We start from the raw sequence: 24890 nt of genomic DNA, 5'->3' as shown, positions 1-24890 counted from the left end.
GGCAGGGGTTCTTAGGGCAAGCTGTGCTTGCCACCCCTCTCCCCGGCCCTCTGCTTCGCAGCTCTCCGAGTCACCCACAAGGGGAGAGGGAGCAAAAAGAGCAAGAGCTTTTGCTTTTTTCTCCTCCCCCTTGAGGAGGGAGGCCGGGAGGGGGTGAACGGGCAGGGCATCCTTATCAAAGAACCTCCCAACTCCCCCTCTTCCACCGACCCCAACCCAGGAGGAAACCCCTATGTTTTCCGCTCCCACCGGGAACTCCCAGCCGTGAGGGGCACGGCCACCTCTTCCCCTCCCCTGTCCCGCCCGGCCCTGCCGCGCCGCCGTGGGCTGAATGGCCGCCAGCGGGAGGCGCTGTGGGGCTACCTGTTCATCGCGCCGTGGCTGCTCGGCTTCCTCTGCTTTGTGCTGGGGCCGATGCTGTTCTCGCTGTACGCGAGCTTCACGAACTACGACATCACCTCGCGCTTCGACTGGGTGGGCGTGCAGAACTACGTGCGCCTGCTCACCGAGGACACGCGCTTCTGGCGGGCGCTGGGGAACACCGCCTACTACGCGGCGTTCGCGGTGCCGCTGGGCATCGCCACCGGGCTGCTGATCGCCGTGCTGCTCAATCAGGAGGTGCGGGGACAGCGGTTCTTCCGCACGATCTTCTTCCTGCCCAAAGTGCTGACGGGCGTGGCGGTGCTGCTGCTGTGGCTGTGGGTGTTCAATCCGCAGGTGGGGCTGATCAACACGGGGCTGTACCGCCTCGGCGTGGACGAGAACAACCTGCCGCTGTGGTTCGGCGACCCCGCTTGGTCCAAGCCCGCCCTCATCATCATGAGCATGTGGACGGCAGCGGGAAGTTTCATGTTCTATCTGGCGGCGCTGCGGGGCGTGCCGCGCGACCTGTACGAGTCGGCGCAGATCGACGGGGCCTCGCCCGTGCGGCAGTTCTGGGCGGTGACGGTGCCGCTGATCTCGCCCGTCATCTTCTTCAAGATCATTACGGGGATTGCGGGGGCGATGCAGTTCTGGTCCGAGTCGCTGATCCTGACGAAGGGCGGGCCGAGTGACAGCACGCTCTTCTACGGGCTGTACATCTGGCAGACGGCCTTCACCGACCTGCGGATGGGCTACGCCTCGGCGATGGCGTGGATTCTGCTGCTGATCACGCTCCTGATCACGGGCGTGCAACTGTGGCTCTCCAAACGCTGGGTCCACTACGAAGGCGAGGTGCGCTGAGATGGCCCTGACCCGTCCGCAGGTGCGGGTGCGTCCGCTGCCCACGGGACCGGGCCGGAGGGCAGGGGGGGCGTTCCTGGGCCGGGCGCTCGCCTTCGCCGCCCTCGTGGGGCTGTCGCTGCTCATCCTGTACCCGGCGCTGTGGATGGTCTCGACCTCGCTGAAGGCCGACGCGGACGTGTTCGCGTACCCGCCGCGCTGGATTCCCAGCCCCGTCGTGTGGGGCAACTACGCCGAGGCGTGGGCGAGCGCGCCCTTCACCCGCTACGCCGTGAACACGCTGCTCTACGCGCTGAGCGTGACCTTCGGGACGGTGCTCTCGTGTTCGCTGGCGGCCTACGGGTTCGCCAAGCTGCGGTTTCCGGGACGCGACTTCCTCTTCCTGGTGCTGCTCTCCACGATGATGATTCCGGGCCTCGTGACGCTGGTGCCGCAGTACGTGCTGTTCAGCAAGCTGGGGTGGATCAACACGTACCTGCCGCTCGTCGTGCCGAGCTTCTTCGCGGGGGCGTTCTTCACCTTCCTGCTGCGGCAATACTTCCTGGGCATCCCGAACGAGCTGCTGGAGGCCGCGCGGGTGGACGGCGCGAACGAGCTGTGGATTTGGGCGCGGGTCGTGTTGCCGCTCGCCACGCCCGCCCTCGCCACGGTCGCCATCTTCACCTTCGACGGCACGTGGAACGATTACGTCAACCCGCTGCTGTACCTCAACGACGAGCGGCTGTACACGTTGCAGGTGGGCCTGGCGACCTTCCGCTCGGCGAACGACACGCAGTGGCAACTGCTGATGGCCGCGTCGGTCCTCGTGCTGCTGCCCGTCGTGCTGATCTTCTTCGTGTTCCAGAAGTATTTTATCGAGGGGGCGTCGTTGACGGGGAGTGTGAAGGGGTAGGGGGCGGCCAGCTTCCAGCTTCCAGCCGCCAGCAGAAAGAGAAGATCGGCCCCGGATGGCACATTCGCCACCCTCGGGGCCGATTCCCTTTGGCTTACTGCTGGGTCGTGGGGATGTTGAAGGCCTGGAGGTTGACCGTCACCTCGCGGGTCTGCCCGTCGCGGCGGACCGTGAGGCGCACGGAGTCGCCGAGGCGCTTGGCGATGACGGCGCGGCGCAGGTCGTCGCCCTCGGTGAGAGGCTGGCCGTCCACGGCGGTGATGATGTCGCCGCCCGTGGCGATTTCACCCTGACCGTCCGTGGACCCGGTGCTGCCACGTAGACCTGCCTTCTGGGCCGGGCTGCCGGGGTAGACCTGCCCCACGAGGACGCCGGACTCCGGCAGCCCCAGGCGCTCGCGCTCGGCGTCGGGCAGGGCGGTCAGGTCGGTGAACTGGATGCCGAGGGTGGGCGTCCGCAGCTCGCCGCCCGCCTGAAGCTGGGGCAGCAACCTCTTGACGGTGTTCACGGGAATGGCGAAGCCCACGCCCGCGCTCTGGCCGATGCCGCCCGTGAGAATCTGGGTGTTCACGCCGATGACCTGCCCGGCGCTGTTCAGGAGCGGCCCGCCCGAATTGCCGGGGTTGATCGCCGCGTCCGTCTGGATGACGCCCTGGCTGACGCCCTTCGTGCCGACGGGGACGGTGCGCTCCAGGCTGGAGATGATGCCCTCGGACACGCTGAAGTCCAGCCCGAAGGGGGCACCCATGGCGATGGCCTTGAGGCCCACGTCGAGCGCCGAGGAGTCCCCGAGGGGGAGAGGCTTCACGGCACCCTGCGGCAGCCCCTCGGCACGGATGAGGGCGAGGTCGAAGTCGGGGGCGCGGCCAATCACGCGCGCCCTGTACGTCTGCTTGCTGCCGTGGAGGCGGATGGTGATCTCGCTCGCGCCCTCGACGACGTGGTTGTTGGTGAGGATGTCGCCCCCCGCGTTCACGAAAAAGCCGCTGCCCGTGCCCGTGCGTGCGCCGCCGTCGGGGACGGGGAAGCCGAACTGGTCCTGAAGGCGCTGACGCAACTCGGCCTGCGGTCCACTCGCCGTACCCTCGCTCACGCCGATGTAGACGAGGCCATCCTGCCGCGCCTTGACGACCTGCACGGTGTTCGTCTCCGACTGGGTGCGGGCCGCCGTCTCGGAGGAGGGGGAGGGGGAAGCCGAAGTCTGCACGGCTTGAATGGCGGCGGGTGTGCCCGTGGTCTGGGCGCTCGTCCGCTCCGAGAGTTCGAAGCCCACGAACGTCCCGAGCGCGAGGGTGCCGGTGAGGGCGAGCAGGGAGAGGTTCTTCTTCACGTATGCAGTGTGCCGCAGGTCGGTTACGCGGCGGTTAAAGGAGCGCCCCTCACACTCCCAGATATGCCCGGACGATCTCGGGGTCGCCCATCAGCTCGCGGCTCGGCCCCTCCTTCACCAGCCGCCCGAGTTCCAGCACGTAGGTGCGGTCCGTCACCTTGAGCACCTGCCGCACGTTCTGCTCCACGAGGAGGACGGTCAGGCCAAGTTCGCGCAACGAGCCGATCACCCGCATGACCTCCGCCACGACGAGGGGCGCGAGGCCGAGGGAGGGTTCGTCCATCAGCAACACTTCCGGCTCGCTCATCAGGGCGCGACCGATGGCGACCATCTGCTGCTCCCCGCCGGAGAGGGCGGCGGCGGGTGTCGTGCGCTTCTCCGTCAGGCGCGGGAAGAAGTCGTACACCTTCTGGAGGTTGGCCGCCCGGTTCGCCCGCGTGCGGGAGAGGTAAGCGCCCATCAGCAGGTTCTCCTCCACCGTCATCTGCCCGAAGAGCTGACGGCCCATCGGCACGTGCGCCACGCCGAGGTCGGTAATCTTGTGGGGTGGCACGCCGTTGAGGGTGTGGCCCCGGTAGGTCGCCGTGCCCGCGCGGGCCTTCAGCATTCCCGACAGCACGCGCAGGATGGTGCTCTTGCCGCTGCCGTTGCCACCCACCAGCCCGACGAGTTCGCCCTTGTCCACGTGCAGGCCGACCCCGAAGACGACCTGCACCTCACCGTAGGCGACCTCCAGCCCGTCGGCGTTGAGCACCCGGTCGCGGGTTGGAGGAGACGTTTTTTCCAGCAGCGGGCTAGTCATGGTCATCCCCCAGGTAGGCGCGGATCACGTCCGGGTGACTGGCGACGGCCTGCGGGTGCCCCTCGGCGAGGAGTTCCCCGAAGGCCATGCAGATCACGTGGTCGGACAGCGACATGATGACGTGCATGATGTGTTCGACCATCACGATGCCGAGGCCGCTCTGCGCCAGCGTGCGGACGAGGGCCACCATCTCCTGCTGGGCGGGCGGGTTGAGGCCGGCGATGCTCTCGTCGAGGAAGAGCATCCGGGGTTCGAGGGCGAGGGCTTTGGCGATTTCGAGGCGGCGTCGTCGGGCGAGGTTGAGTTCGGCGGCGGGCTGCACGGCCCGGTCGGCAAGACCCACCCGCTCCAGCACGGCGTAGGCGCGGTCCTCGGCCTCCCGGCCCCGGTGGCGCAGGAAGGCGGCCACGAGGACGTTTTCGAGCACGCTCAGGTCCTCGAAGGGCCGCTCGACCTGAAAGGTGCGGGCCATGCCGAGGCGGGCGCGGGCCTGCGGCTGGATGTGGGTCACGTCGCGCCCGTCGAAGGTGACACGCCCGGCGCTGGGGCGCACGAAGCCGGTCAGCGCGTTGAAGAGCGTGGTCTTCCCCGCCCCGTTCGGCCCGATCAGCCCGAGGATTTCGCCGGGCCGCACGGCGAGGCTGATGTCCTTCACGGCGGTGACGCCCCCGAAGCGCACGGTGATGCCCTCGGCGGTGAGGAGGGGAGGCCCTTTCGGGGTGTGGACGGGCTGGCCCGGAAACGTGGTGAGTTCGGGAAGGGGTGGCTGGGTCATCGCGCCGTCCCCAGCCTGCGCCCGCCGCGCGTGAACAGGCCCATGATGCCGTTCGGGGCGAACAGGGTGACGACGAGGATCAGGACGCCGTAGATCAGCAGGTTCGCGCTGGAGAACACCGTGCGGAACACCTCGCCGAAGGTGGCGAGCAGGATCGCGCCGATCATCGGCCCCTGAATGCTCGTCCGCCCGCCGATGACCGCCATGAGCGCAATCTGCACGGAGATGGGCAGTTCGAGCAGGGTGTGCGGCTCGAAGGCTTGCAGGTAGATGGCATAGAGGCTTCCCCCCAGGGCGGTCAGCGCCGCGCTGAGCATGAAGGCGACGAGCTTCATCCGCGCCGGGTCGATGCCGAGCGCCCGCGCACCGTCCTCGTCCTCGCGCACGGCCTGGAGGGCGTACCCGAGGCGCGAGCGGCGGATGAGGTGCGTGACGAGCAGCGTCAGCGTCACGAACGCGAACGCGAGGCCGTACTCCACCTTGCGGTCGAAGAGGTCAAGGCCGAAGAGGGTGGGCAGCTCAGGCATGAACAGGCCCTCCGCGCCGCCCGTCCACTCGGAGTTGATGGCGACGAGCCGGATCACGAGCGCGACGGCGATGGTGGACAGGGTGAAGTAACTTCCCCGCAGCCGGAAGGTCAGCCCGCCCCACACGGCGGCCAGCAGCACGGCGAGGACCATGCCGATCAGGGTGCCCCACCACGGCGCGAGTGGACCGCCGAGGAAGGCCGGGACGCGCTCCGGCGTGGCGAGCAGCGTCATGGTGTACGCGCCGACGCCGAGGAGCGCCGCATGGCCCAGGCTGGTCTGCCCGGCCCAGCCGCCGAGGATGTTCCAACTCATCGCCAGCCCCGCGAAGATCAGGGTGGACACGCCGAAGTTCAGCGCCTTGCCGAACACGAAGGGGTAAGCGAGCATCACCGCGAGGAGCGCCAGGCTCAGCCACACGTTGCCGAAGGTCAGCGCGCGGGGGCGGGCGGCGGGGAGGGGGGCGGCGGTCGTCATACCCGTTTCACCGTCCGCCCGAACAGGCCCTCCGGGCGCAGCAGCAGCACGAGGAGGAAGGCGACCAGCCCGTAGGCGTCGCGGTAGTTGTTGGAGACGTAGAACGCCCCCAGCGACTCGATGACGCCGAGGACCAGCCCGCCCACGACGGCCCCCGGCAGATTGCCCAGCCCGCCCAGCACGGTCACGATGAACGCCTTCGTCGTGTAATTCTCGCCCACCGTGGGGAAGGCGTACAGCAGCGGCATCAGCAGCACGCCCGCGATGGCGGCGAAGGCCACCCCGAGGCCGAAGACGATGGCCTGAATCTGGGTCGTCTTCACGCCCTGCAACTCGGCCCCGAGCGGATTTTGCGCGGTGGCGCGGATGGCGCGGCCCAGTTCGGTGCGGTAGAGCAGCAGGTTCAGGCCCACGATGGCCGTCACCGTCCCCAGCCCAGCGATCAGGAGCGGAATGCTGATCTGCACGCCGCCGAGTTGAAAGGTGTTCGTCGCGTAGGGCACGTTGATGTTCTGCGGCTGTGCCCCGAAGGTCAGCAGCAGCGTGTTGCTCACGATCAATCCGATGCCGAGCGTGGCGAGCATGCTTCCCTCGCCCAATCGGTCCCCGAGGCGCGCGAGGACGAAGCGTTGGATGACGAAGCCGAGCGCGAAGCCCGCCGGGGCCGCCACGAGCAGGCTGAGGTAGGGGTCGAGGTTGAAGGAGCGGAACAGGGCCAGCGTGATGAACATGCCGATGGCGAGAAAGTCGCCGTGCGCGAAGTTGATGACCCGCATCACGCCGAAGATCAGGCTGAGGCCGGTGCCGATCAAGGCATACAGGCCCCCGGTGAGGAGACCCTGCGCGAGCGTCTGAAGGAGGGCGGTGAGGGAGGCCTGGTCCATTGGAACTCCGGGAGATGGGGAGTGGTCAGTGGGGAGTGGCAAAAGCGGTGAGCGTGTGGGCGGTTTACTCCTCCCCCTGAACGCCTGATGTGAAGTACGGATTGGGCAGTGAGGGCGTTTTCGTCGTCCAGTAGGAGGACGAGCGGTGCTCGTCACCCCCCTCCCCGACCCTCCCCCTTGAGGGGGGAGGCCGGGACTGGCACAACTCCGCAGGAGAGGGGGTGAACAAGCCCGGCCTCCCGGAAAACTCGCCCGTCAACTCCCCCAACCCTCGTTCTCACCGCTCGAACTTGATCGCCCGTGGCACCACCGACTTGGGGTACACGGGCACGAACGCCCCGCCCTGAACCTGCTGAGCCACCATCGCCAGCGGGTTCTGGTTGCGGAAGCCCTCGTAGTCCTTGAATTGGATGGGGCCGAAGGCGGTCTGCATCGTCAGGCTCCCCAGGGCCGCCCTCACCTTCTCGCGGTCGGTGCCCCCGGCGCGGCGGATGGCCTCGGCGGCGACGAGGACGCCCGCGTAGGCCTGCGCGGCGTGGTAGCTCGGCTCTTGCCCGCCCAGCGCCTTTTTCAGCTCCACGTTGAGCTTCTGGGTGCCCGCGTAGCGCAGTTGCGGAATCCAGGCGGTCGCCGTGACGACGTTCTCGGCGGCGCTGCCCGCGTCCTTGACGAACTCGGGGAGGGCAAAGCCCGCCGCGCCCCCGGCGAAGAGGCGGGGCCTCAGGCCGACCTCGCGCGCCTGGCGGATCAGGGCCACGGAGTCCTCGGCGTAGGAGACCATCAGGATGCCGTCGGGGTTCCGCGCCTTGATGCGGTTGAGGACCGGGCGGAAGTCGGTCAGGCCCCGGTCGTACCGCTGGTCTTCGAGCACGGTCAGGCCGTATTCCCCGGCGATTTCCTTCGCGGCGTCGGCCACGCTCTTCTCGAAAGCGCCCGTGCCCGCGATCACGGCGAAGGACTTGAACTTGTTGTCGCGGAAGATGTTCAGCAGCACCCGCGCGTACTCGGTGGCGGGCTGGTTGAGGCGGTACACGTAGTCGCTGCCGGGCTTGGTGATGTCGTCGCCGCTGGAGGTGATGACGAGGGCCGGGACCTTCTGCCGGGCGAGGTACTGCGCCTGCGCCTTGACGAGGCTGGAGGAATACTCGTTGATGACGAGGGGCACGCCCGCGTTCACGAGACGCTCGGCGGCGGAGAGGCCCTTGTTCACGTCCGAGGCGTTGTCCTCGATGATCAGCTCGATCTTGCGCCCGAGGATGCCCCCCTTGCGGTTGACCTCGGCCACGCCGACCTTGAAGCCCGCGAGCTGCATCTTGCCGAACTCCGCGAAACGCCCCGTGACGGACGTGATCGCGCCGATCTTGATCGTGCCCTGAGCCTGCGCGGCTCCCGTGACGGCGAGGGTGAGGGCGAGCAAAGCTGCTTTGTGCATGGTTGTCTCCTTGAGTGGAAGAATGGTTGCTGATGGCTGAAAGCTGATGGCTGAAGGCTTACCCTTACGTGTGATGCGCCCGCACCGCTCCCGCCACACGGGTCAGGTGCGCCCGCATGGCCGCCTCGGCACCGGGGCCGTCCCGTTGCCGCAGGGCGTGTTCGACCTCGCGGTGTTCCTCGTGGCTGCGGCGCAGGTGTCGGGCGTCGTTCAGCAACAGCGGCCCAGCGAGCCGCATCTCGCGGGCGAGGAGTTCGGCGTGGCGGGCCAGTCGCGCGTTGCCGCACGTCTGCACGATGATCTGGTGGAAGCGGGCGTCCAGCTCCCGGAAGCTGCGGGTATCCGCCACCGCCGCCGCGCCCTGGGCGTCCAGCACTCCCCGCAGGGCCGCGAGGTCGGGGCCGCCCATGCGCTCCGCCGCGAGACAGGCCGCCAGCCCCTCCACCGCCGCGCGCAGGCTGTACAGCTCCAGCAGGCCCGGCACGTCCAGCCGCGCGACCTCCACCCCCCGCCGCGAGTGCTCCACCGCCAGCCCCTCCCCCACGAGGAGCAGCACCGCCTCCCGCACGGGCGAGCGGCTCACCCCCAGTTGCCGCGCGAGTCCGGGCACGCTCAGCCGACTTCCCGGCGTGAGGTCCCCGGAGAGGATGGCCGAGCGCAACCGCTCCCGCACCGCGTCCACGACCCGCGCGCTGGCGATGGGTTGAAACAGGCTGGCGACACCTCCTTCCATCCGGGCAGGCACAAGGACCCACCGGACAACAGATGAAGCGACGGTTAGAAAACTTGAAGGACAGATGAAGTGTTACATGTAATCGGCAGGAAGGCAAGTTGGGGTCGGCAGATGAAGGTGTTGCTCTGTACCGAGAGCTACGGATCGGAGAGACGAGAACGACGGGCGCGGCATTTCGTCCCCGTAGCGGAGGCGGGCGGAGGTCCGAGGGCCGGGTCATCGGCGGTTCTCGTCTTCCCCGGCCCGGTAGCGGTTGGAATGCGCCGAAGCCTCTACAAGAGAGTCGGAAAAGCTACAGCACGCCCCTTCCATGAATGGAAAATCAAGGCGTGAGGCGAACCGAACCTGTGCGAATTCAGGTCCTCTATGTGGGACAGCAGCGCCACGTCGGTTTCGTCATCGCCTCCGAACACGCGCAAATCCCGGTGGGCACGCTCGCCTTCACCACCCCCCACGGGGAACCCGACGTGCTCATCCCCGTGCTGCTCTCGGCGGGAGGTCAGGTCTACCGGGCGAGCTACTCTCCCCTGCGGGCCGACGAGGACGAGCGGCAGCGGCTGTACTTCGTCGGAGGCCAGTTCCACACGTGGTTCCCGGAGAGGGGGACGGCCACCGCGCGGTCCGCCGGGACCCCACACCCAGGAGGTCGGACCTCCCCCCCTTGACCCGGCGCGGCCTTCCCCTCAGACTCTGGGAACAACCTGAAGGCAACGCTTGCCCGCCCGGCACGACCTCCGCATGACGCATGTGGGGACGACGTGCCGGGCGGTTTCTCTTGGAGGGACGGACATGAACACGAACTGGACGCAGGAGGCACAACACGACCACACGCCGGGCTACACCGAGCGGCTGGGCGCGGGGCTGGGCGAGACGGTGCGCGTGCGGGTGCGCGTGACGCTGCCCGTGACGGGGGTGAAGCTCAAGCTCGTGCGCGTGGGCGAGATCGAGCTGATCCCGGCGCGGGAGGTCAGTGCTGAGATGGGGGGCCTGGAGGGGGAAGGCCGCTGGTTCGAGGCCGAGTTGCCCGTCCACGAGGCGCGGGTGCGGTATGCGTGGCTCCTCCTCTTCCCGGACGATCACCTCAACCTCACAAGGCTGGGGCTGCACCACTCGCGGCGGGGCTTTCGCAACTGGTTCCAATATCTCGCGGGGCACATCTCTCCCGAGTGGGCGTGGCGCAGCGTCTTCTATCAGGTCTTCCCCGACCGCTTCCGCAACGGCGACCCGGCGAACGACGTGCGGACGGGCGAATACGCGTACATGGGCCGCCCGGTCGAGCATGTGGAGTGGGGCACGCCGCTCACGCGGTCGGGCGACGTTCACGCCCATTACGGCGGCGACCTTCAGGGGGTGACGCAGGCGCTGCCATACCTCACCGACCTCGGGGTGAACGCGCTGTGGCTCACACCGATCTTCGTCAGCCCGTCGAACCACCGCTACGACATCACCGATTACCGCCGGGTGGACCCGCACCTGGGAGGGGACGAGGCGTGGGAGGAGCTGGCGGCGGCGGCGGATAGGGTGGGCGTCCGCATCGTGCTCGACGGCGTGTTCAACCACATGGGGAACGAGAACGCGCTGTTTCAGGCGGCGCTGGAGAACGAGGACGCCCCCGAGCGTGCCCTCTTCACCTGGCGGGACGAGCCGGGCAAGCCGCCGTACCACGCCTTTTTCGACGTGCCGACGCTGCCGAAGATCGACTACCGCAACGAGTTCGCGGTGGGCGAGTTCTTCAGCGGCGAGGAGAGCGTGGTGCGCCACTGGCTGCGGCGCGGCGCGGCGGGCTGGCGGCTGGACGTGGCGCACATGATCGGCGTGGGCGGCACCGACGAGGACAACCTGCCACTCCACCGGGCGCTGAAGGAGGCGGCCCGCGAGGTGAGGCCCGACGCCTACGTCTTCGGCGAACGCTTCTACGACCCCGAACACGCGCTGAACGGGCAGGGCGAGGACGGTGCGATGAACTACCACGGCTTCGGCCTGCCCGTCATGCAGTGGATGAGCGGTGAAACGCACATGCGCGAGCCGAGCCGGATGGACGGGCACGAACTCGCGGACATCCTCTGGGACGCCTACCACGCGCTGCCGCCGCAGGTCGCCTTGAGCATGTTCAACCTGCTCGAATCGCATGACATCGCGCGGGCGCTGTTCCGGGTCGGGGATGACCGGACGCGCTTCCTCGCCGCCTTCACGCTGCTGATGGGCTACGCGGGCGTGCCCTGCACCTACTACGGCACGGAGATCGGCCTCAGCCAGCACACGCCGGGCAACATGCCGTGGTGCCGCGAGACGATGCCGTGGGACGAGCGACAGTGGGACACGGAGCTGCGGGCGCGGGTCAAGGCGCTCATCCACCTCCGCCGGGCGACGCACGTTCTCCACGAGGGCAACCTCCGCCTCATCCACGCGGAGGCCGACGCCCTCGCCTTCCTACGCGAGTACACGCACGCCGACGGACGCACCGAGCGGGCCGCCGTGATCGCCAGTCGGCGTGGGGAGGCGCACCCGGTCACGTTGACCCTCCCGGCGGGCGAGTGGCGCGATGGGCTGAGCGCCGAGACTCTAGCGGGCGGCGAGATCACGCTGGATGCGGCGGGCGGGCGACTCCTCCTTCAGGGCTGAGGGAGGCGAGCCAGCGGTCGGCCTCGCGGGGGGAACGCAGCCGGACGACGTGGAGGTGGGGGAACACGGCGAGGAGTTGCGGGGTCTCCCGCCTCCGCCGCCAGTGGGTGCGGAAGAACCACGCCAGAATCCCGTCCCGCGTCAGGAGGTTCACCCCCAGCCGCTCGCGGTTGCCGTTCCACAGTTCCTCGCGCGTCAGGCCGCGCCTCAGTGTCCTTCGCAGGAGTCGCCAAAAGACGACCGGGGCGGGGTAGTCCAGCCAGACGAGCGTATCGGCCCGTGATAAGCCCAGGTCGCGGGCCTTGCTGTAGTTGCCGTCCATCACCCACGCGGGCTGGGCGGTGAAGGCGTCCACCCCGGCGCGGAACTGTTCGAGCGGGGCCTCCTGCCAGTTCGGGAGGTGGTTCCACGCGTCCTGCTCGCCGTGCGGCACACCCAGCCGGGCGGCGATGGCCCGCGCGAGGGTCGTCTTGCCGCTGCCCGTCGTTCCAATCACGAGAATGCGCCGCATCCGGCCAGGAAAACACGGGAGTCCGGGGGAGGGCATCGGCGAAGTGGCTGATCTTGCCTTTGTAGTGTCCACGACCGGGAGAGATCATGCTGAGGTGATGCCGCCCCCCGCTCCTCTCTCCGACGCGGAGTTGCGCCGCCGCCGACCACTCTGGGTCGCCCTCTCGGAGCTGTGGCTCGATCAGGAAGTCACCGAGGACGACCTGCGCCGCATCGCGCGGGTCGCGGCGGCCTCCGGGTACAGCACCGATGAGATCAGCGACATCCACTGGCGGGAGGTGGCCCCCGTGGTCGCGGGCAACCTGCTGGCGGTGGCCGGGGCCTGGAGCGGCTTCGACGAGGACTGGCTGTGCGAGCAGGCGGCACGCCGCGCCGGGGGGCGTCCCCCACGCCTGAACCTCACGCGCCTGTGGGCCGGGCGGCTCCTGACCTCTGAGTGGACGCGCCTCCTCGCCCTGTTGCCGCCCGCCCGCGCCGAGCAGGGGGGTGAGGCGGGAGGTCCCGCACGTCTCCTCCCTCTGCCCCGCTTGTTACACTTTTCCCACATGGCACACGCAACGGACGGGCAACTGTACGCGCAGTGGGTGGAACTGCTGGGCTGGCTGGAGGCGGAGGCCGCCGCACGCGGGCTGGCCTTCCAGAAGGTCGCCGACTTCCCCGACTACATCTACCGCATGGAGCGCCCCTACGACCTGCCCACCACGGTCATGAGCGTGGCGCTGACGACGGGCGGGCAACCTCTCCTCGTCGCGGCGGCCAGTCCCCGACACGTGGACCTCAAGGGCGTCAGTCTGCGGCTGATGGGCGGGAGCAAACACTGGCACCTCCACGCCGGGCAGCGCGGGCTGCTGGAGGGCAAGCGCCCCTTCACCCGCGAGCGGCTGGGGCTGTTGCTGGACGGGGCGTTGAAGGGCGTGGCGTAGGGGAGCGGTCAGGTCAGCCTTAGAGTGAACGGCTCACGGCGGGGCTTCTTGCTGCTCCCCCTTGCGACGCTTGATGTGGATAAAGAGATAAGCGTCCCAGATGTGCTTTTTGCTCCCTCTCCCCTTGCGGGAGAGGGCTGGGGAGAGGGGTGGCGAGCCAAGCTCGCCCTTCTCCCAGACGGCGACAACACTCCTTTTGCCTAATTCACAATTCACATCAAGCGTTTGCGGGGAGGCCGGGTGGGGGGCGGCAGGCAACGCTTGCCCTCTACACATCGCCCTGACGAACCCCCTCAAATTGGCTTCCTCGCGTCCACGATGAGCGAGACGAAGCCGAGCCCGCCTCCCCGGTTGCGGTGGTCCAAGAGCAGAGAGCGGTAGACCGGACCGCTCCTCACGTCCCATTGGTGAGAGTGGAACCGTCCGTCCTCGTCGCAGTATTCGAGCAGTTCGACCTCGAAGCCTGCGCTCTGAAACACGTCCACGAAACGGCGGGCGTCGTACACGATTTTGTGATCGGCGGCGGGGTGATCGGCGGGGCCGGGGCCTCCGACCTGCACCGTGCGCTGATACTCCGGGGCGGGGAAGTTGGCGTCAGGGACGGCGCAGCGCAGGAAGCCACCGGGGTTCAGGAACTCGAAGCACAGCCGGGCGGCGGCGCGGCCCTCGTCCTCGGTCAGATGTTCCCAGACGTGTTCGCATAGCAGGGCGTCGGCCCGGCGCTCCCCGAACCATGCCACCCACGTCGAGCGGTCGAGGAGGTCGAGGTCCTCCCGCTGGGTGGGAATCCAGCCGTCCCACCGCTGCTCGCCCGCGCCGAGGATGACGCGGAGGTTCGTTTCTTCGGGTCCAGAGGGCACGTGCCACACCCTACCCCGAAGCGCCCCTGAAGCTGGCCCTGGCCCAACCTTTAGCGCAGTTGACGAAAGAAGGATGGTCACCCTGAGCGCAACACAGGGCCGTCTGTCAAACGCTCTAAAGGATTCGCTTGTACCGGCTGTACCCCCCCAACGCTTGCTCGCGGGGCATCAGGACCATGACGGTTTCGGCGGGAACCGTGACCGTCAGGCAGGCCGCGTCCACCGTGCCTGCGGGCGGCCCGTTCACGGGACTCAGCAGATCGACCATCGGGGTGCCGTCCATCAGGCCCGCGTTGGCGATCAGCACCCGGTCGGTCAGGGCCGCGCCGGACGGGTTCGCCACCACGACCACCGTCTCCAGCGCCCGCTCGGTGTAGCGCTCGAACGCGAGGAAACGGTCCGACTCGACCAGCCGGAACTCCCCTATGCGCAGCGCCCGGTGCTGCTTTCGCATCCCGATCAACCCTTTGATCCACACGAGTTCCGGGTTGTCGGCGTGTACGAGGTCCCAGCGCATCGGCGCACGGTTCTCGGGGTCCGCCCCGCCGACCATCCCGACCTCGCTTCCGTAGTAGATATTCGGGGCACCGGGCAGCGTGAACTGGAGGGCCTGGACCAGGCGGCGGCGCGAGAGCCTGGGAAGCTGGGTCGCGATGCGCGGGATGTCGTGATTGTCGATGACCACCCAGGACTTGAGCAGCGGTTCGATGCCCGCGTCGCGGACCAACCGGTCGATCCTGCGGCCAGCGGTCGCCGCAGAGATGACGCCTGCGGCCATGTCCAGCACGAGGTGACGGAGGGTGAAGTTCATCACCGCGTCGATGGACTGGAGCCAGGCATCGGGGTAGTTGTTGATCTCGCCGACGATCAGGGAGCCGGGCTTTTCCTCGTGCGCCGCGCGGGTCAGGTCGCGCAGGTAGGCATGGCCCAGTTCGAAGGCGGTGTCGAGGCGCCACCCGTCGGCCCCGTCCCGGAGATAGCTGCGGACGACCGATTCGGGGTCGGCGTAGAGATGGTCCCGGACGGCGGGGTGTTCGAGATTCAGCTCCGGCAGGTTGTGGTAGCCGGTCCAGACCCGCGCGCCACCCGCGTACTGTGGGCCGAGGGCAAACCAGTCCCGCCACACGCTCGCCGGGTTCTTGAGCGCATCCTGAAAGATCGGTGCGTTGCGGCCCATGTGGTTGAACACCCCGTCCAGCACCAGCCTCATGCCCCGGTCGTGCACCTCGCGCGCCAGGCCCCTGAAGTCCTGCCGGTCGCCAAATTCCGGGGAGACCATCTGGAAGTCCAGGGCGTCGTACTTGTGGTTCGTGTAGGCCAGGTGGATGGGATTCAGGTAGAGCACGTCGGCCCCGAGGTGCTGCACATGGTCGAGCCGACGGCTGAGGCTGGCGAGATCACCGCCCCAGAACTCGAGTTCCTGACTGTTGAGCTGTGCGTCGGCCAGGTAGGTCCCGGGGTGCGGCACCTCCGACCAGTCGCGCAGCACTTTGGGCGGTGGATAGAGGTCGCGCTTGGCGTCCAGCCGTACCGACGGTGCGAACCGGTCGACGAGCACCTGATAGACGATCGCCCCGTTGCGCCAATCGCGCTCGCGTTGCGCGAAGGTCTCAGCGGAGGCGGCCTGGTCAACTGTCTTCCCGCTCCTCCATGTCATGCTGGTCGCCCTCCTTGCGGGGATGCCCGCTTCGCACGGGAATCGGGCCAGGCTCACAAGCTTCTCGTACCCTGCGACGAGCTGAGCCGGACCCGGAGACCCCAGGCTTTTTCCGCGACGTGTAGGCCAACTCTTTCTCGCCAGCCGGCGCTTCAGTCGCTCGTTCCCGCGTTCCAACTCGCTCTGCCGATCTCCTTGCAGATCACCCGAAAGCCCCTCATCCCCAAAATCTGACGCCTCACCCCTCCCTCGCTCATGCCATCCGCCAGCCGCCAGCCGAGCAGCAGGGCCAGCACGGGCACGGCCAGCAGCGCCCCGCGTGTGCCCTCGGGAGGCGGGGCGCGGGAGGGAACAACAGTGGCCCCCGGCCCCCGGTCGAGGCGGGACGTGCGGTGGGCAGCCGCCGGGGGCGGGGAGCAGCCGGAAGGTGGACGGGAGAGGGGCTTCCAGTCCACCGTTCCGGGGCACGCTCCCTCCTTGTCACTTGCTTGTCACTTGCTTGTCATTTGCTCGTCACTTGATGTTGGAGTTGATCTCGGCGACCGCCTTCTTGAGCAGGTCGGCGTAGGGTTGGTTGGGTTTTTGCACGGCCTGCGCCGTCGCGGCGGCCCAGGGACCCCACACCGCTCCCATCTCCGGCACGTTGGGCATGGAGGTGCCCGCGCTGATCGCCCGCCCGAAGCCCACGACGATCGGGTCACTCTTGAGGCGGGAGCGCGCCGAGAGGCTCACCGGAATCGTCCCGCTCGCCGTGTAATGCGACAGTTGCGCGTCGGGACCTGTGAGCTGCCGCGCCAGCGCCACCGCCGCCGGCTTGTTCTTGCTGTAGGCGTTCACCAGCACCGCCCGCACCCCCACGAACGGACTCCACTTGCCGGTCGCGCCGGGAGGCGTCGGGAAGTTCACGATCCCGTAATCGATGCCCGCCTTCTTGATGTCCTCCATGTCCCAGGGTCCGGTGTAGAACATCGCCGCCCGTCCACGAACGCACTCTTCGCGGCGTCCTGGCTCAAACCCTCCGGCACGAGGTTGTACTTGTAGCGCAGGTCGTTGAGGAATGCCAGCGCCCTCGCCGTCCCCGCGTTGCCCAGGCCCACGTTCTTCACGTTTAGCGTCCCGCCAGTGTTCTTGAACACGTACCCGCCATACGCGCTGACGAAGCCGTAGCTCTTGTAGGGTTCGGTGACATCGAATAGCAAGCCGAACTTGCCGCTGCCGGTGTTGGCCTGCGCCGCCTTGAGCACCGCCGCCCAGGTCGTCGGTGCCCCCGGCACCAGCTTCCTGTTGTAGACCAGGGCCACCGCCTCGGCGCTCAGCGGCAGGCCGAACAGCTTGCCCTTGTAGGTGAAGGCACCCAGCGCGGTCTTGTCGTAATCGGTCCTGGTCTTCGAGGTGACGTACCGGTCCAGCGGCTCGATCACGCCCGAGGCGGCGTAGCGCCCCAGCCGGTCGTGCGGCTCGGTGGCGATCAGGTCCGGCCCCTGCCCCTTCGGCGCGCTCTGGATGAACTTGTCCTGCGTCTGCGCGAACGGCACGCTCACGATGGTGACTTTGTTCCCCGTGCTCTTCTCGAACGCGGCCACCTGCGCCCGCATCCACGCCAACTCGACCGCCGACTCGGCGGAGGTCCACATCGTCAGGTTCACGGCGGAAGCGCTTCCTAGCAGGCTCAGGGTCAACAGCGGAAAGACCACTCGTTTCATAGCACTCCTCCAGGCCATGCCGGCTCGCGCCCCGCTGGCCGATATGAGACCCGAGTTCGGGTCCCAGGTTGAATGGATGTTCGGCCTCATCTTTTCGTTCCCGCGCCTCCCTGGAGAGGGTCCCGAGTTCCGGGCGGCGGGCGGACCCGGTGCGGTCCGGGGGTGAGGCGGCGCGGCACCACGGGTCCCGCCTCACCCGCCCTGGAGGACGGTGCTCGCCCGCTCGAGCAGGGTGGGGGCAAAGACCCGCGCGCTCAGGCCGCGCTCCTCGCCCGCGAGTGCCCCCAGCAGCACCTCGGCGGCGGCCTCGCCCATCCCGGCGACCGGCTGGGCGACGCTGCTGATGCCGGCCTCCGCCGCCGCCGCGCCCCCATCGAAGCCCAGCAGGAGGTAGTCGCGTCCGGGCCGCACCCCCGCGTCCGCGAGCGCGCGCGCCGCCCCGACGGCGAGGTCGTCGCTGAGGGCCAGCAGGAAAAAGGGTCCCGGTGGCCGCCGCGCGAGGAGCTGCCGCGCCCCCTCCCGGCCCCCCTCCAGGGTGGCGGGCACGGGCACGGTGAGCGCGGGGAAGACGCCCCGCCCCGCCAGCACCTCCAGCACCCCCTCCCGGCGCTCCACGAAGACGGGCGAGTCGAGTTCGCCGGGGACCTCCGCCGCGCTCAGCAGCACGACCGGCAGCCCGCGCGAGAGCGCGAGTTCGCCCGCCATCCGCCCCGCGCCGAGGTTGTCGAAGGACACGCTGTGGTACTCGGGATGGTGCGCGTCCACCAGCACGACCGGCCCCGCGAAGGGCGGGTGCCCGTGGTAGAGCGTGTCGGGACGCTGCGACACGATGAGGAGTCCGTCCGCCCGGTAGAGCAGCGCGCCGGGGTCACGAAAGCGGCGCACGCGCTGACCTCCCATCAGCGGAAACAGCGCGAGGTCGAGGTCTGCCGCCTCCAGCCGCGTGTGAACCGCCGTCAGCAGGGTCTCGTAGAAGGGCGTGCCCGTCATCGGCAGCAGCACCGAGACCGCCCCCGTCTGCCCCGAGCGCAGGCTGCGCGCGTTCAGGTCCGGCGTGTACCCCAGGCTCTCCACCGCCGCCAGCACCCGCTCGCGCACCCGCGCCGAGATGTGCGGGCGACCGTTGAGCACCCGCGACACCGTACTCGCCCCCACGCCCGCCACGCGCGCCACGTCCCGCACCCTCGGTCTGGTCATCCTCCCCCCCCTCGCCCCCACCGGAACACGGCTCGCCCGCGCCCACAAGCGAACACTCGATTTGGTAACGTTGCCAGTTGATGGCATCATGCGGCGGGGAGGCCCGAAAGTCAAGGCGGTCCTGGGGAGGGTTCTGGCACCCTGAGTTCGGGAGGCTGGCGACCTGTGAGCGACCGCAGGCCCTCCCGCCACCGCTCTCCTTCCGGCGCGGCCCTCGTGGGACCCGTCGTGCCGGGGACGAGGGGGGAGGACGCGGACCGTGCAGGCGTGGACGCCTCCCGAACCGGGGAGAGGGATCAACGGTCTCCCGACTGACACAGTCGATTTCCCTCTCTCGCTGGCGGCTGGCGGCTGGCCCCTCTCCCCTACAGCACCCGGAACGCCAGAAACGCCATCCCGACGCCGATCAGCGTGCCCACCAGCACTTCCAGATAGGTGTGGCCGAGCAGCACCCGCAGCGGCAGGGGCGCGAAGCCCTCGCGGACGACGGCGCGCAACTCCTCCACGAGTTCGTTCAGGAGCCGGGCCTGGATGCCGCTGGAGTGGCGCACGCCCGTCGCGTCGTACATGACGATCAGGGCGAAGACGGCGCTGGCGGCGAAAAGGGGGCTGCCGAGGCCCTGGGTGAGCGCCACGCCCGTCGTGAGGGCCGCGACCATCGCGGAGTGGCTGCTGGGCATCCCGCCCGTCTCCATCGCGGCGGCGGGACGCCAGCGGCGCTCCAGGAGCAGAATGAGGAGGACTTTGATCGCCTGCGCGCCCACCGACGCAAAGACGGCGGTCCAGAGCCAGCGGTTGCCGAGGAGGTCTTCGAGAGGGGTGTTCACACTCGCCGGGGAGTTTAGAGCCTTTGCCGCGTTCGGGTGTTGGGCCTTTCCGCCCTCTGCCCTTACCCTTCCGCCTGCTGCCGCTCCGCCGCCGTGACCGTGTTCGCCAGGAGTTGCGCGATGGTCATCGGGCCGACACCCCCCGGCACGGGCGTGAGCGCCCCGGCCACCGCCGCCACGTCCGGGTGAACGTCGCCCGTCAGCGAGGTCTTGCCCTCCGGCCCGCCCGACACACGGTTGATTCCCACGTCCACGACCGTTGCGCCCGGCTTCACCATGTCCGGCGTGAGGAGGTGCGCGCGGCCCACGGCGGCGATCAGGAGGTCGGCCTCCCGCGTCACCGCCGCGAGGTCACGGGTCCGGCTGTGGGCGACGGTCACGGTCGCGTCGGCGTTCAGCAGCAGCGCCGCCATCGGTCGCCCGACGATATGGCTGCGGCCCACAATGACGGCCCGCTGCCCGGCGACGGGGAGGCCATAGTGCGCCAGCAGCGCCATCACCCCGGCGGGCGTGCAGGGCGTCAGGGTCGGACGGCCCGCCCACAGCGCCCCGACGTTGGCCGGGTGGAAGCCGTCCACGTCCTTGCGCGGGTCGATGGCGTGCAGCACCGCCTCCTCGTCCACATGCGCGGGCAGGGGAAGCTGGACGAGGAGGCCGTTCACCCCGTCGTCCGCGTTGAGGCGGGCAATCAGGGCGAGGAGTTCGTCCTGGGAGGTCGTCTCCGGCAGAGCGTACACCGTGCTTCGCAGGCCCACCTCACGCGCCTTGCGGTCCTTGCCGCGCACGTAGCTCATGCTGGCGGGGTCCTCCCCCAGCCGCACGAGGGCGAGGTGGGGCGGGGTGGGCAGCCGCCGGGCACGGGCCGCCGTCTCCGCAAGGAGGGCCGCCGCCGCTGGAGGACCGGCGAGGACGCGGGCGGTCGTGGCCGTCACTCCTGCGCCTCCGCCTTCTTCTCCGGGACGGGATTCAGGCTGCGGCTCAGGCCCGCGAGCACCCCGTTCACGAAGCGGCCCGAGTCCTCGCCGCCGAACTTGCGGGCGATGCGGACGGCGCTCTCGATGACGGGTGGGTGCGGCTCGGGCGTGTGCATCAGCTCGAAGGTGGCGAGGCGCAGGATGTTGAGGTCCGTCTGGGCCATCTGCTCGAAGCTCCAGCCGCGAATGGTGCGTTGGAGGGTGTCGTCCAGCTCGGCCCGGTGCGCCCTCAACCCGTCCACGAGCTGCCGCGCGAAGGCCAGCGCCTCGTCGTTGAGCTGCGGAAAGGTGTCGTCTCCCTCGCGCATCGCCCCCTCGGCGCGGGTGAACACGGCGTCCAGCGGCACGTTCCCACGCTCAGCCTCGAACAGCACCCGGAAGGCGAACTCGCGGGCGGCGCGCCGGGTGCCGACGGGCTGGGCGGCCTTCTCTCGGCGGCGGGTCATAGTCCCTCCGTGGAGAGGACGCTGTGCGCCGACTTCACCGGGCGGAGCGGATGCCGGGTCAAGCGTTCCCCTTCGGCAGCGTCACGCCCAGCACCGTCACGTTCACGGCCTTCACCTTCAGGCCGGTCATGAGTTCCACGTTCTCGGACACCGCCCGCTGGGCCTGCCCCGCCACGCCCACGAGGTTGCGCCCGTACTCGACGTTCAGGCCCACGTCCACGGTCACGTTCTGCCCGTCGCGCGTGACGCGCAGGGCGCGGGGACGGCGCGGGCCGCCGCCCTGCTGGCGCAGCACCTCCCCGACCTTGAGGGACGCGGACGCGACCTCGATGCCCTCGATCCCGTCGAGGGTCGTCTGCGCGATGTCCGTCAGGACACTTCGGCTGATCTCCACTTCCATGCTTCTCGCCTCCGGTGCGGGCCGCCCGTTGGGAAGGCGGCCCGGCAATGGGGGACAGTGTAGCGGGGTGGCGAGGTCCCGTCAGTGGTCAGTGGGAAGTGGTGAGTGGGTCGTGATTTTTCCTACTCCTCTGGAAGGCGCGTAACTTCGACGGCCATTCAGAGCAAGCCCCACTGCCTACTCACCACTCACCACTCCCCGCTCCTCCAGCAACCCCTCCAGCCCCACCTCGTCCAGCACCTTCGTCCCCAGCTCGCGCGCCCGGTCGAGTTTGCCGCCCGCGTCCTCCCCGGCGACGAGGTAATCGGTCTTCCCTGTGACACTGCCCGTCACGCGCGCCCCCTCACGTTCCAGCCTTGCCTTGATCTCCTCGCGGGGGCGCGAGAGGCTGCCCGTGATGACGAAGCTCAGCCCGGCGAGGGCCTGGCCGCGCTGCACGGTCTCCCCAGTCGGGGTGACGCCGTGTTGGCGCAGGCGGCGCAGGAGGTCACGCATGGTCTCGTCGGTCAGGGCGGCGGTCACGCTTCCCGCGAGGATGCCGCCCATGCCGGGCACGGCCTCGATCCGCTCGGGCGTGGCGGCGAGCAGCGCGTCGAGCGTGCCGAACTCGCGGGCGAGGGCCTGGGCACCGCGCTCCCCGACGTGGGAGATGCCGAGCGCGTTGACGAGCCGCCACAGGGGCCGCGTCTTGCTCGCCTCCAGTTGGGCGAGGACGTTGGCCGCCTTCTTCTCGCCGCTGCGCTCCAGGTCGGCCAGTTGGTCGGCGGTCAGCCGGTAGAGGTCGGCGGCGTCCTTCACCAGCCCCACGCTCAGGAGTTGCTCGATCAGCTTCTCGCCGAGGCCGCGCACGTCCATCGCGCCCTTGCTGACGAAGTGGCGCAACCGCTCGTACTGCTGGGCCGGGCAGGCGGGGTTGGGGCAGTAGGTGTTCGCGTCGCCCTCGGCCCGCGTCGCCTCGTGGCCGCACTCCGGGCAGTGGGTGGGGAACGCGAAGGGCACGGCGTCCGGGGGCCGCTTTTCCGGCACCACCCGCATGATCTGGGGAATCACGCCGCCCGACTTGCGGACGACCACGGTGTCCCCGATCCGCAGGTCCATGTCCGCGATGTAGTCCTCGTTGTGGAGGGTCGCGCGGCTCACCGTACTTCCCTCGATCAGCCGGGGCGACAGGTGCGCAAGGGGCGCGAGCTTCCCCGTGCGGCCCACGTTGATGACGATGTGTTCGAGGACCGTCTCGACCTCCTCGACCGGGAACTTGTACGCGATGGCCCACCTCGGCGCGCGGCTCGTGAAGCCCGCCTCGTCCTGAAGGTGCAACGAGTCGAGCTTGAGGACCGTGCCGTCCGCGTCGAACTCGAAGCCCGACCGCCCCGCCGTCATCCGGCGGTGGTAGTCGGCGGCGGCCTCCCGGCCCGTCAGCGTCTCCGAGTACTGGCTGGTGGGAAAGCCGTGCTCGCCCAGCCAGGTCAGGATGTCGGACTGCGAGCGCACGGGCACGCCGTCCCGCTTGCCGAGGGCGTAGAAGATGGCCTTGAGGTTCCGGGAGCGCGTCACCTCCGGGTCCTTCTGCCGGAGCGCTCCAGCGGCCCCGTTGCGGGGGTTCTTCAGCAGCGGCGTGCCCAGTTCCTCCGCCCGCGCGTTGTAGGCGGCGAAGTCGGCCCGCGAGAGGTAGACCTCGCCGCGCACCTCCAGCTCCCCCTTGTGTCCGGCGATCTCGCGCGGGATGCCGGGCACCGTCAGCACCTGCTCCGTCACCATCTCGCCCGTCACGCCGTTGCCGCGTGTGGCGGCCCACCGCAGCACGCCGTCCACGTAATAGAGGTTGACGCTCAGGCCGTCGATCTTGAGTTCGCCCGTGTACGTGAACCCGTCGTGGTCGGGCGGGAGGTTCAACGACCGGGCCAGCCTTTCTTGCCACCCGGCCAGTTCCTCGTCGTCGAACACGTTGTCGAGGCTGGTCATGGGGGTGGGGTGGTTGACGTGCTGGAAGGCCGTGCTGGGTGCCCCGCCGACCTGCTGGGTGGGCGTCGGCCCCACCGCCCAGTCCGGGTGCGCCTCCTCGACCGTCCGCAACTCCCGCACCATCCGGTCGTACACGTCGTCGGGAATCTCGGGGGCGTCCTGCTCGTAATACGCGCGGGCGTGGCGCTCGACCTCGGCGCGCAGGGCGCGGTACTGTTCCTCTGTCACGTCGGCGGCGAGTGCGTCGGCGGGCTGGTCCATGCGGGCAGCGTAGCACCGGGGTTTCGGACGGGCGGGTGCTATTTCACGCACTCAGGGGCGAGCAGAAGGCGGAAGGCTCACCGCCCCACGCTGACCGCTGACCGCTGACGGCTGACGGCTGACGGCTGACGGCTGACGGCTGACGGCTCATTCCCACGGCCAACCGTGAGTTGGATGGATTCTGCATGGCGGGTGATTCACGTATACTCTGGACCGGGTTCAACGTAATCCACCTGAAAGCACGCCCCATCCCCCACTCGGAGGAGATCACATGAAGAAGTTTCTGACGCTTGCCCTGGCCCTGACCACCCTCGCCGCCGCGCAGGACTCCGTGCGCGTGGGGATGGCCTACGACGCGGGCGGCAAGTTCGACCGCAGCTTCAACCAGAGCGCCTACACGGGCGGGCAGCGCGCGGCCAAGACGCTCGGCGTGCAGCTCAAGGACTTCGAGCCGTCCGACCCCAGCCAGATCATCCAGGGCATCCGCTCCTTCGCGGGCGAGGGCTTCGACCTGACCATCGGCATCGGCTTTGCCAACAACGCTTCCATCACGCAGGTCGCCAAAGAGAACCCCGACCTGTACTTCGGGCTGGTGGACGACGTGTCGCCGCAGAAGAACGTGGCGAGCCTCGTGTTCGCCGAGCAGGAGGGCAGCTACCTCGTGGGCTACCTTGCCGGGCTGAACAGCAGCACGGGCGTGGTGGGCTTCGTGGGCGGCATGGACATCCCCCTGATCCACAAGTTCGAGGCCGGGTTCGCGGCGGGGGCGAAGGCCGCCAACCCGCGTGTGCGCGTCATCGCCCAGTACGTGGGCACCACTCCGGAAGCGTGGAACAACCCCGGCAAGGCGAAGGAGATCGCGGCCTCCATGCGCGCGAAGGGGTCGGACATCATCTTCGCGGCGGCGGGCGCGAGCGGCAACGGCGTCATCGACTACGTGAAGCAGACCCAGTGCCTCAAGGCGGGCAACCTGCCCAGCGGCGTGCGTTTCGCCTCCAACAACTTCAATAACGTGACGAAGAGCGCGTCGTACCGTCAGGCCTGCGCGGGCAACACCCGCCCGATGTTCTTCATCGGCGTGGACTCCAACCAGAACTACCTCGGCGACTTCGACAAGAACCCCGCCACGATGAACCACGGCCTGACCTCCATGCTCAAGCGCGTGGACAACGCCGTGTACAGTCTGATCAAGGCCACGAAGGACGGCGGCTTCAGAGGTGGCGAGCGGCGCTTCGGCCTCAAGGAGGGCGGCGTCGGCTACGCGGTGGACCAGTACAACAAGGCGCTGATCTCCTCGGCCCAGGTCGCCCGTGTGGAGGCCGCGAAGGCCCGCATCATCAGCGGCGCGATCAAGGTGCCCACGAAGTAACCTCTTCATCTTCGAGGGGGCGGGCCTGTATGGGTCCGCCCCGGCTCTTTTTCTCGCCTTCCTTCCCCTTCCGCCCCTTTCTCCCCGCCCACACGTGGATTCG

23 protein-coding genes and 2 pseudogenes are annotated in these 24890 nt (G+C 69.0%); 7 read left to right on the top strand and 18 right to left on the bottom strand.

Annotation, left to right across the window (positions count from 1 at the left end):
* Window positions 1–264 precede the first annotated feature (264 nt).
* Together V3W47_RS14425 and V3W47_RS14420 are read left to right on the top strand one after the other, a co-directional pair.
* Complete coding sequence (locus V3W47_RS14425) at window positions 265–1224, top strand: carbohydrate ABC transporter permease (RefSeq protein WP_331825922.1); 960 nt, start codon at window positions 265–267, stop codon at window positions 1222–1224.
* Between the two features lies 1 nt (window position 1225).
* Window positions 1226–2116, top strand: a complete 891-nt coding sequence (locus tag V3W47_RS14420) for a carbohydrate ABC transporter permease (protein WP_331825921.1) — start codon at window positions 1226–1228, stop codon at window positions 2114–2116.
* Window positions 2117–2210: 94 nt separating this feature from the next.
* On the opposite strand, the gene V3W47_RS14415 is transcribed toward V3W47_RS14420, so the two are convergent.
* The 7 genes from V3W47_RS14415 to V3W47_RS14385 all read right to left on the bottom strand — a co-directional run bounded on the left by V3W47_RS14415 (window position 2211) and on the right by V3W47_RS14385 (window position 9088).
* The gene (locus tag V3W47_RS14415) at window positions 2211–3446 is read right to left on the bottom strand and encodes a S1C family serine protease (protein ID WP_331825920.1); all 1236 of its coding nucleotides are present in this window, start codon (window positions 3444–3446) and stop codon (window positions 2211–2213) included.
* Window positions 3447–3495: 49 nt separating this feature from the next.
* Window positions 3496–4248, bottom strand: a complete 753-nt coding sequence (locus V3W47_RS14410; protein ID WP_331825919.1) for an ABC transporter ATP-binding protein — start codon at window positions 4246–4248, stop codon at window positions 3496–3498.
* Entirely contained in the window at window positions 4241–5023 is a 783-nt protein-coding gene (locus V3W47_RS14405) for an ABC transporter ATP-binding protein (protein WP_331825918.1), read from the bottom strand. Before V3W47_RS14405 ends, V3W47_RS14410 begins: the two co-directional genes overlap by 8 nt.
* Entirely contained in the window at window positions 5020–6027 is a 1008-nt protein-coding gene (locus V3W47_RS14400) for a branched-chain amino acid ABC transporter permease (RefSeq protein WP_331825917.1), read from the bottom strand. The genes V3W47_RS14405 and V3W47_RS14400 overlap by 4 nt, the downstream gene beginning before the upstream one ends.
* Complete coding sequence (locus V3W47_RS14395; RefSeq protein WP_331825916.1) at window positions 6024–6911, bottom strand: branched-chain amino acid ABC transporter permease; 888 nt, start codon at window positions 6909–6911, stop codon at window positions 6024–6026. The genes V3W47_RS14400 and V3W47_RS14395 overlap by 4 nt, the downstream gene beginning before the upstream one ends.
* 277 nt (window positions 6912–7188) lie before the next feature.
* On the bottom strand, window positions 7189–8343 hold the full coding sequence (locus V3W47_RS14390) for an ABC transporter substrate-binding protein (RefSeq protein WP_331825915.1): 1155 nt from the start codon (window positions 8341–8343) through the stop codon (window positions 7189–7191).
* 64 nt (window positions 8344–8407) lie between these two features.
* Entirely contained in the window at window positions 8408–9088 is a 681-nt protein-coding gene (locus V3W47_RS14385) for a GntR family transcriptional regulator (RefSeq protein ID WP_331825914.1), read from the bottom strand.
* A gap of 317 nt (window positions 9089–9405) precedes the next feature.
* Here V3W47_RS14385 and V3W47_RS14380 point away from each other — a divergent pair, with 317 nt between their 5' ends.
* Complete coding sequence (locus tag V3W47_RS14380; protein ID WP_331825913.1) at window positions 9406–9741, top strand: hypothetical protein; 336 nt, start codon at window positions 9406–9408, stop codon at window positions 9739–9741.
* A 124-nt stretch (window positions 9742–9865) separates the two neighbouring features.
* Complete coding sequence (locus V3W47_RS14375) at window positions 9866–11698, top strand: alpha-amylase family glycosyl hydrolase (RefSeq protein ID WP_331825912.1); 1833 nt, start codon at window positions 9866–9868, stop codon at window positions 11696–11698.
* Here V3W47_RS14375 and V3W47_RS14370 read toward each other — a convergent pair.
* Entirely contained in the window at window positions 11655–12209 is a 555-nt protein-coding gene (locus V3W47_RS14370) for an AAA family ATPase (RefSeq protein WP_331825911.1), read from the bottom strand. The genes V3W47_RS14375 and V3W47_RS14370 overlap by 44 nt on opposite strands.
* Between V3W47_RS14370 and V3W47_RS19715 the strand changes: the two are divergent.
* Together V3W47_RS19715 and V3W47_RS14365 are read left to right on the top strand one after the other, a co-directional pair.
* Window positions 12148–12645, top strand: a pseudogene (locus V3W47_RS19715) (DUF7079 family protein); the annotation flags it as partial. The gene V3W47_RS14370 and the pseudogene V3W47_RS19715 sit on opposite strands and share 62 nt — an antisense overlap.
* 108 nt (window positions 12646–12753) lie before the next feature.
* Window positions 12754–13131, top strand: a complete 378-nt coding sequence (locus V3W47_RS14365) for an NADH-quinone oxidoreductase subunit 15 (protein ID WP_331825958.1) — start codon at window positions 12754–12756, stop codon at window positions 13129–13131.
* A gap of 293 nt (window positions 13132–13424) precedes the next feature.
* On the opposite strand, the gene V3W47_RS14360 is transcribed toward V3W47_RS14365, so the two are convergent.
* The 10 genes and pseudogenes from V3W47_RS14360 to ligA all read right to left on the bottom strand — a co-directional run bounded on the left by V3W47_RS14360 (window position 13425) and on the right by ligA (window position 23418).
* A complete protein-coding gene (locus V3W47_RS14360; RefSeq protein ID WP_331825910.1) occupies window positions 13425–13991 on the bottom strand; it encodes a class I SAM-dependent methyltransferase in 567 nt (188 codons plus the stop codon).
* 115 nt (window positions 13992–14106) lie between these two features.
* Window positions 14107–15648, bottom strand: coding sequence for a glycoside hydrolase family 13 protein (locus tag V3W47_RS14355; protein ID WP_331825909.1), 1542 nt, complete (start codon window positions 15646–15648; stop codon window positions 14107–14109).
* A 152-nt stretch (window positions 15649–15800) separates the two neighbouring features.
* Entirely contained in the window at window positions 15801–16103 is a 303-nt protein-coding gene (locus V3W47_RS14350; RefSeq protein WP_331825908.1) for a hypothetical protein, read from the bottom strand.
* A 58-nt stretch (window positions 16104–16161) separates the two neighbouring features.
* Window positions 16162–17351: pseudogene (locus V3W47_RS14345) on the bottom strand (sugar ABC transporter substrate-binding protein).
* Window positions 17352–17543: 192 nt separating this feature from the next.
* The gene (locus V3W47_RS14340) at window positions 17544–18548 is read right to left on the bottom strand and encodes a LacI family DNA-binding transcriptional regulator (RefSeq protein ID WP_331825907.1); all 1005 of its coding nucleotides are present in this window, start codon (window positions 18546–18548) and stop codon (window positions 17544–17546) included.
* A gap of 365 nt (window positions 18549–18913) precedes the next feature.
* Window positions 18914–19375 carry a divergent PAP2 family protein gene (locus V3W47_RS14335; RefSeq protein ID WP_331825906.1) on the bottom strand — a complete coding sequence of 154 codons (462 nt, stop codon included), beginning with the start codon at window positions 19373–19375 and terminating at the stop codon, window positions 18914–18916.
* 62 nt (window positions 19376–19437) lie between these two features.
* Window positions 19438–20307: a bifunctional methylenetetrahydrofolate dehydrogenase/methenyltetrahydrofolate cyclohydrolase FolD gene (gene folD, locus V3W47_RS14330; protein ID WP_331825905.1), complete on the bottom strand. Its 870-nt coding sequence runs from the start codon at window positions 20305–20307 to the stop codon at window positions 19438–19440.
* On the bottom strand, window positions 20304–20795 hold the full coding sequence (gene nusB, locus V3W47_RS14325) for a transcription antitermination factor NusB (protein ID WP_331825904.1): 492 nt from the start codon (window positions 20793–20795) through the stop codon (window positions 20304–20306). Before nusB ends, folD begins: the two co-directional genes overlap by 4 nt.
* Window positions 20796–20853: 58 nt before the next feature.
* Window positions 20854–21195, bottom strand: a complete 342-nt coding sequence (locus V3W47_RS14320; protein WP_331825957.1) for an Asp23/Gls24 family envelope stress response protein — start codon at window positions 21193–21195, stop codon at window positions 20854–20856.
* Window positions 21196–21372: 177 nt separating this feature from the next.
* Window positions 21373–23418, bottom strand: a complete 2046-nt coding sequence (ligA, locus tag V3W47_RS14315; protein WP_331825903.1) for an NAD-dependent DNA ligase LigA — start codon at window positions 23416–23418, stop codon at window positions 21373–21375.
* A 271-nt stretch (window positions 23419–23689) separates the two neighbouring features.
* Between ligA and V3W47_RS14310 the strand changes: the two genes are divergently transcribed.
* The gene (locus V3W47_RS14310; RefSeq protein WP_331825902.1) at window positions 23690–24787 is read left to right on the top strand and encodes a BMP family lipoprotein; all 1098 of its coding nucleotides are present in this window, start codon (window positions 23690–23692) and stop codon (window positions 24785–24787) included.
* The last annotated feature ends 103 nt before the right edge of the window (window positions 24788–24890 follow it).

This window comes from Deinococcus sp. YIM 134068, from assembly GCF_036543075.1.
In the GTDB taxonomy this organism is placed as follows: domain Bacteria; phylum Deinococcota; class Deinococci; order Deinococcales; family Deinococcaceae; genus Deinococcus; species Deinococcus lichenicola.
Note: the sequence above shows the minus strand (reverse complement) of the source record. Positions and strands in the feature narration are given on the sequence as shown.

Excerpts from the sequence above, each read along its gene's own strand:
- V3W47_RS14395 (WP_331825916.1), bottom strand. The coding sequence starts at position 6,911 with ATGGACCAGGCCTCCCTCACCGCCCTCCTTCAGACGCTCGCGCAGGGT.
- V3W47_RS14410 (WP_331825919.1), bottom strand. The coding sequence starts at position 4,248 with ATGACTAGCCCGCTGCTGGAAAAAACGTCTCCTCCAACCCGCGACCGG.
- V3W47_RS14420 (WP_331825921.1), top strand. The coding sequence starts at position 1,226 with ATGGCCCTGACCCGTCCGCAGGTGCGGGTGCGTCCGCTGCCCACGGGA.
- V3W47_RS14375 (WP_331825912.1), top strand. The coding sequence starts at position 9,866 with ATGAACACGAACTGGACGCAGGAGGCACAACACGACCACACGCCGGGC.
- V3W47_RS14310 (WP_331825902.1), top strand. The coding sequence starts at position 23,690 with ATGAAGAAGTTTCTGACGCTTGCCCTGGCCCTGACCACCCTCGCCGCC.
- V3W47_RS14340 (WP_331825907.1), bottom strand. The coding sequence starts at position 18,548 with ATGACCAGACCGAGGGTGCGGGACGTGGCGCGCGTGGCGGGCGTGGGG.
- V3W47_RS14320 (WP_331825957.1), bottom strand. The coding sequence starts at position 21,195 with ATGGAAGTGGAGATCAGCCGAAGTGTCCTGACGGACATCGCGCAGACG.
- V3W47_RS14400 (WP_331825917.1), bottom strand. The coding sequence starts at position 6,027 with ATGACGACCGCCGCCCCCCTCCCCGCCGCCCGCCCCCGCGCGCTGACC.
- ligA (WP_331825903.1), bottom strand. The coding sequence starts at position 23,418 with ATGGACCAGCCCGCCGACGCACTCGCCGCCGACGTGACAGAGGAACAG.
- V3W47_RS14370 (WP_331825911.1), bottom strand. The coding sequence starts at position 12,209 with ATGCGGCGCATTCTCGTGATTGGAACGACGGGCAGCGGCAAGACGACC.
- nusB (WP_331825904.1), bottom strand. The coding sequence starts at position 20,795 with ATGACCCGCCGCCGAGAGAAGGCCGCCCAGCCCGTCGGCACCCGGCGC.
- V3W47_RS14365 (WP_331825958.1), top strand. The coding sequence starts at position 12,754 with ATGGCACACGCAACGGACGGGCAACTGTACGCGCAGTGGGTGGAACTG.
- V3W47_RS14390 (WP_331825915.1), bottom strand. The coding sequence starts at position 8,343 with ATGCACAAAGCAGCTTTGCTCGCCCTCACCCTCGCCGTCACGGGAGCC.
- V3W47_RS14355 (WP_331825909.1), bottom strand. The coding sequence starts at position 15,648 with ATGACATGGAGGAGCGGGAAGACAGTTGACCAGGCCGCCTCCGCTGAG.
- V3W47_RS14405 (WP_331825918.1), bottom strand. The coding sequence starts at position 5,023 with ATGACCCAGCCACCCCTTCCCGAACTCACCACGTTTCCGGGCCAGCCC.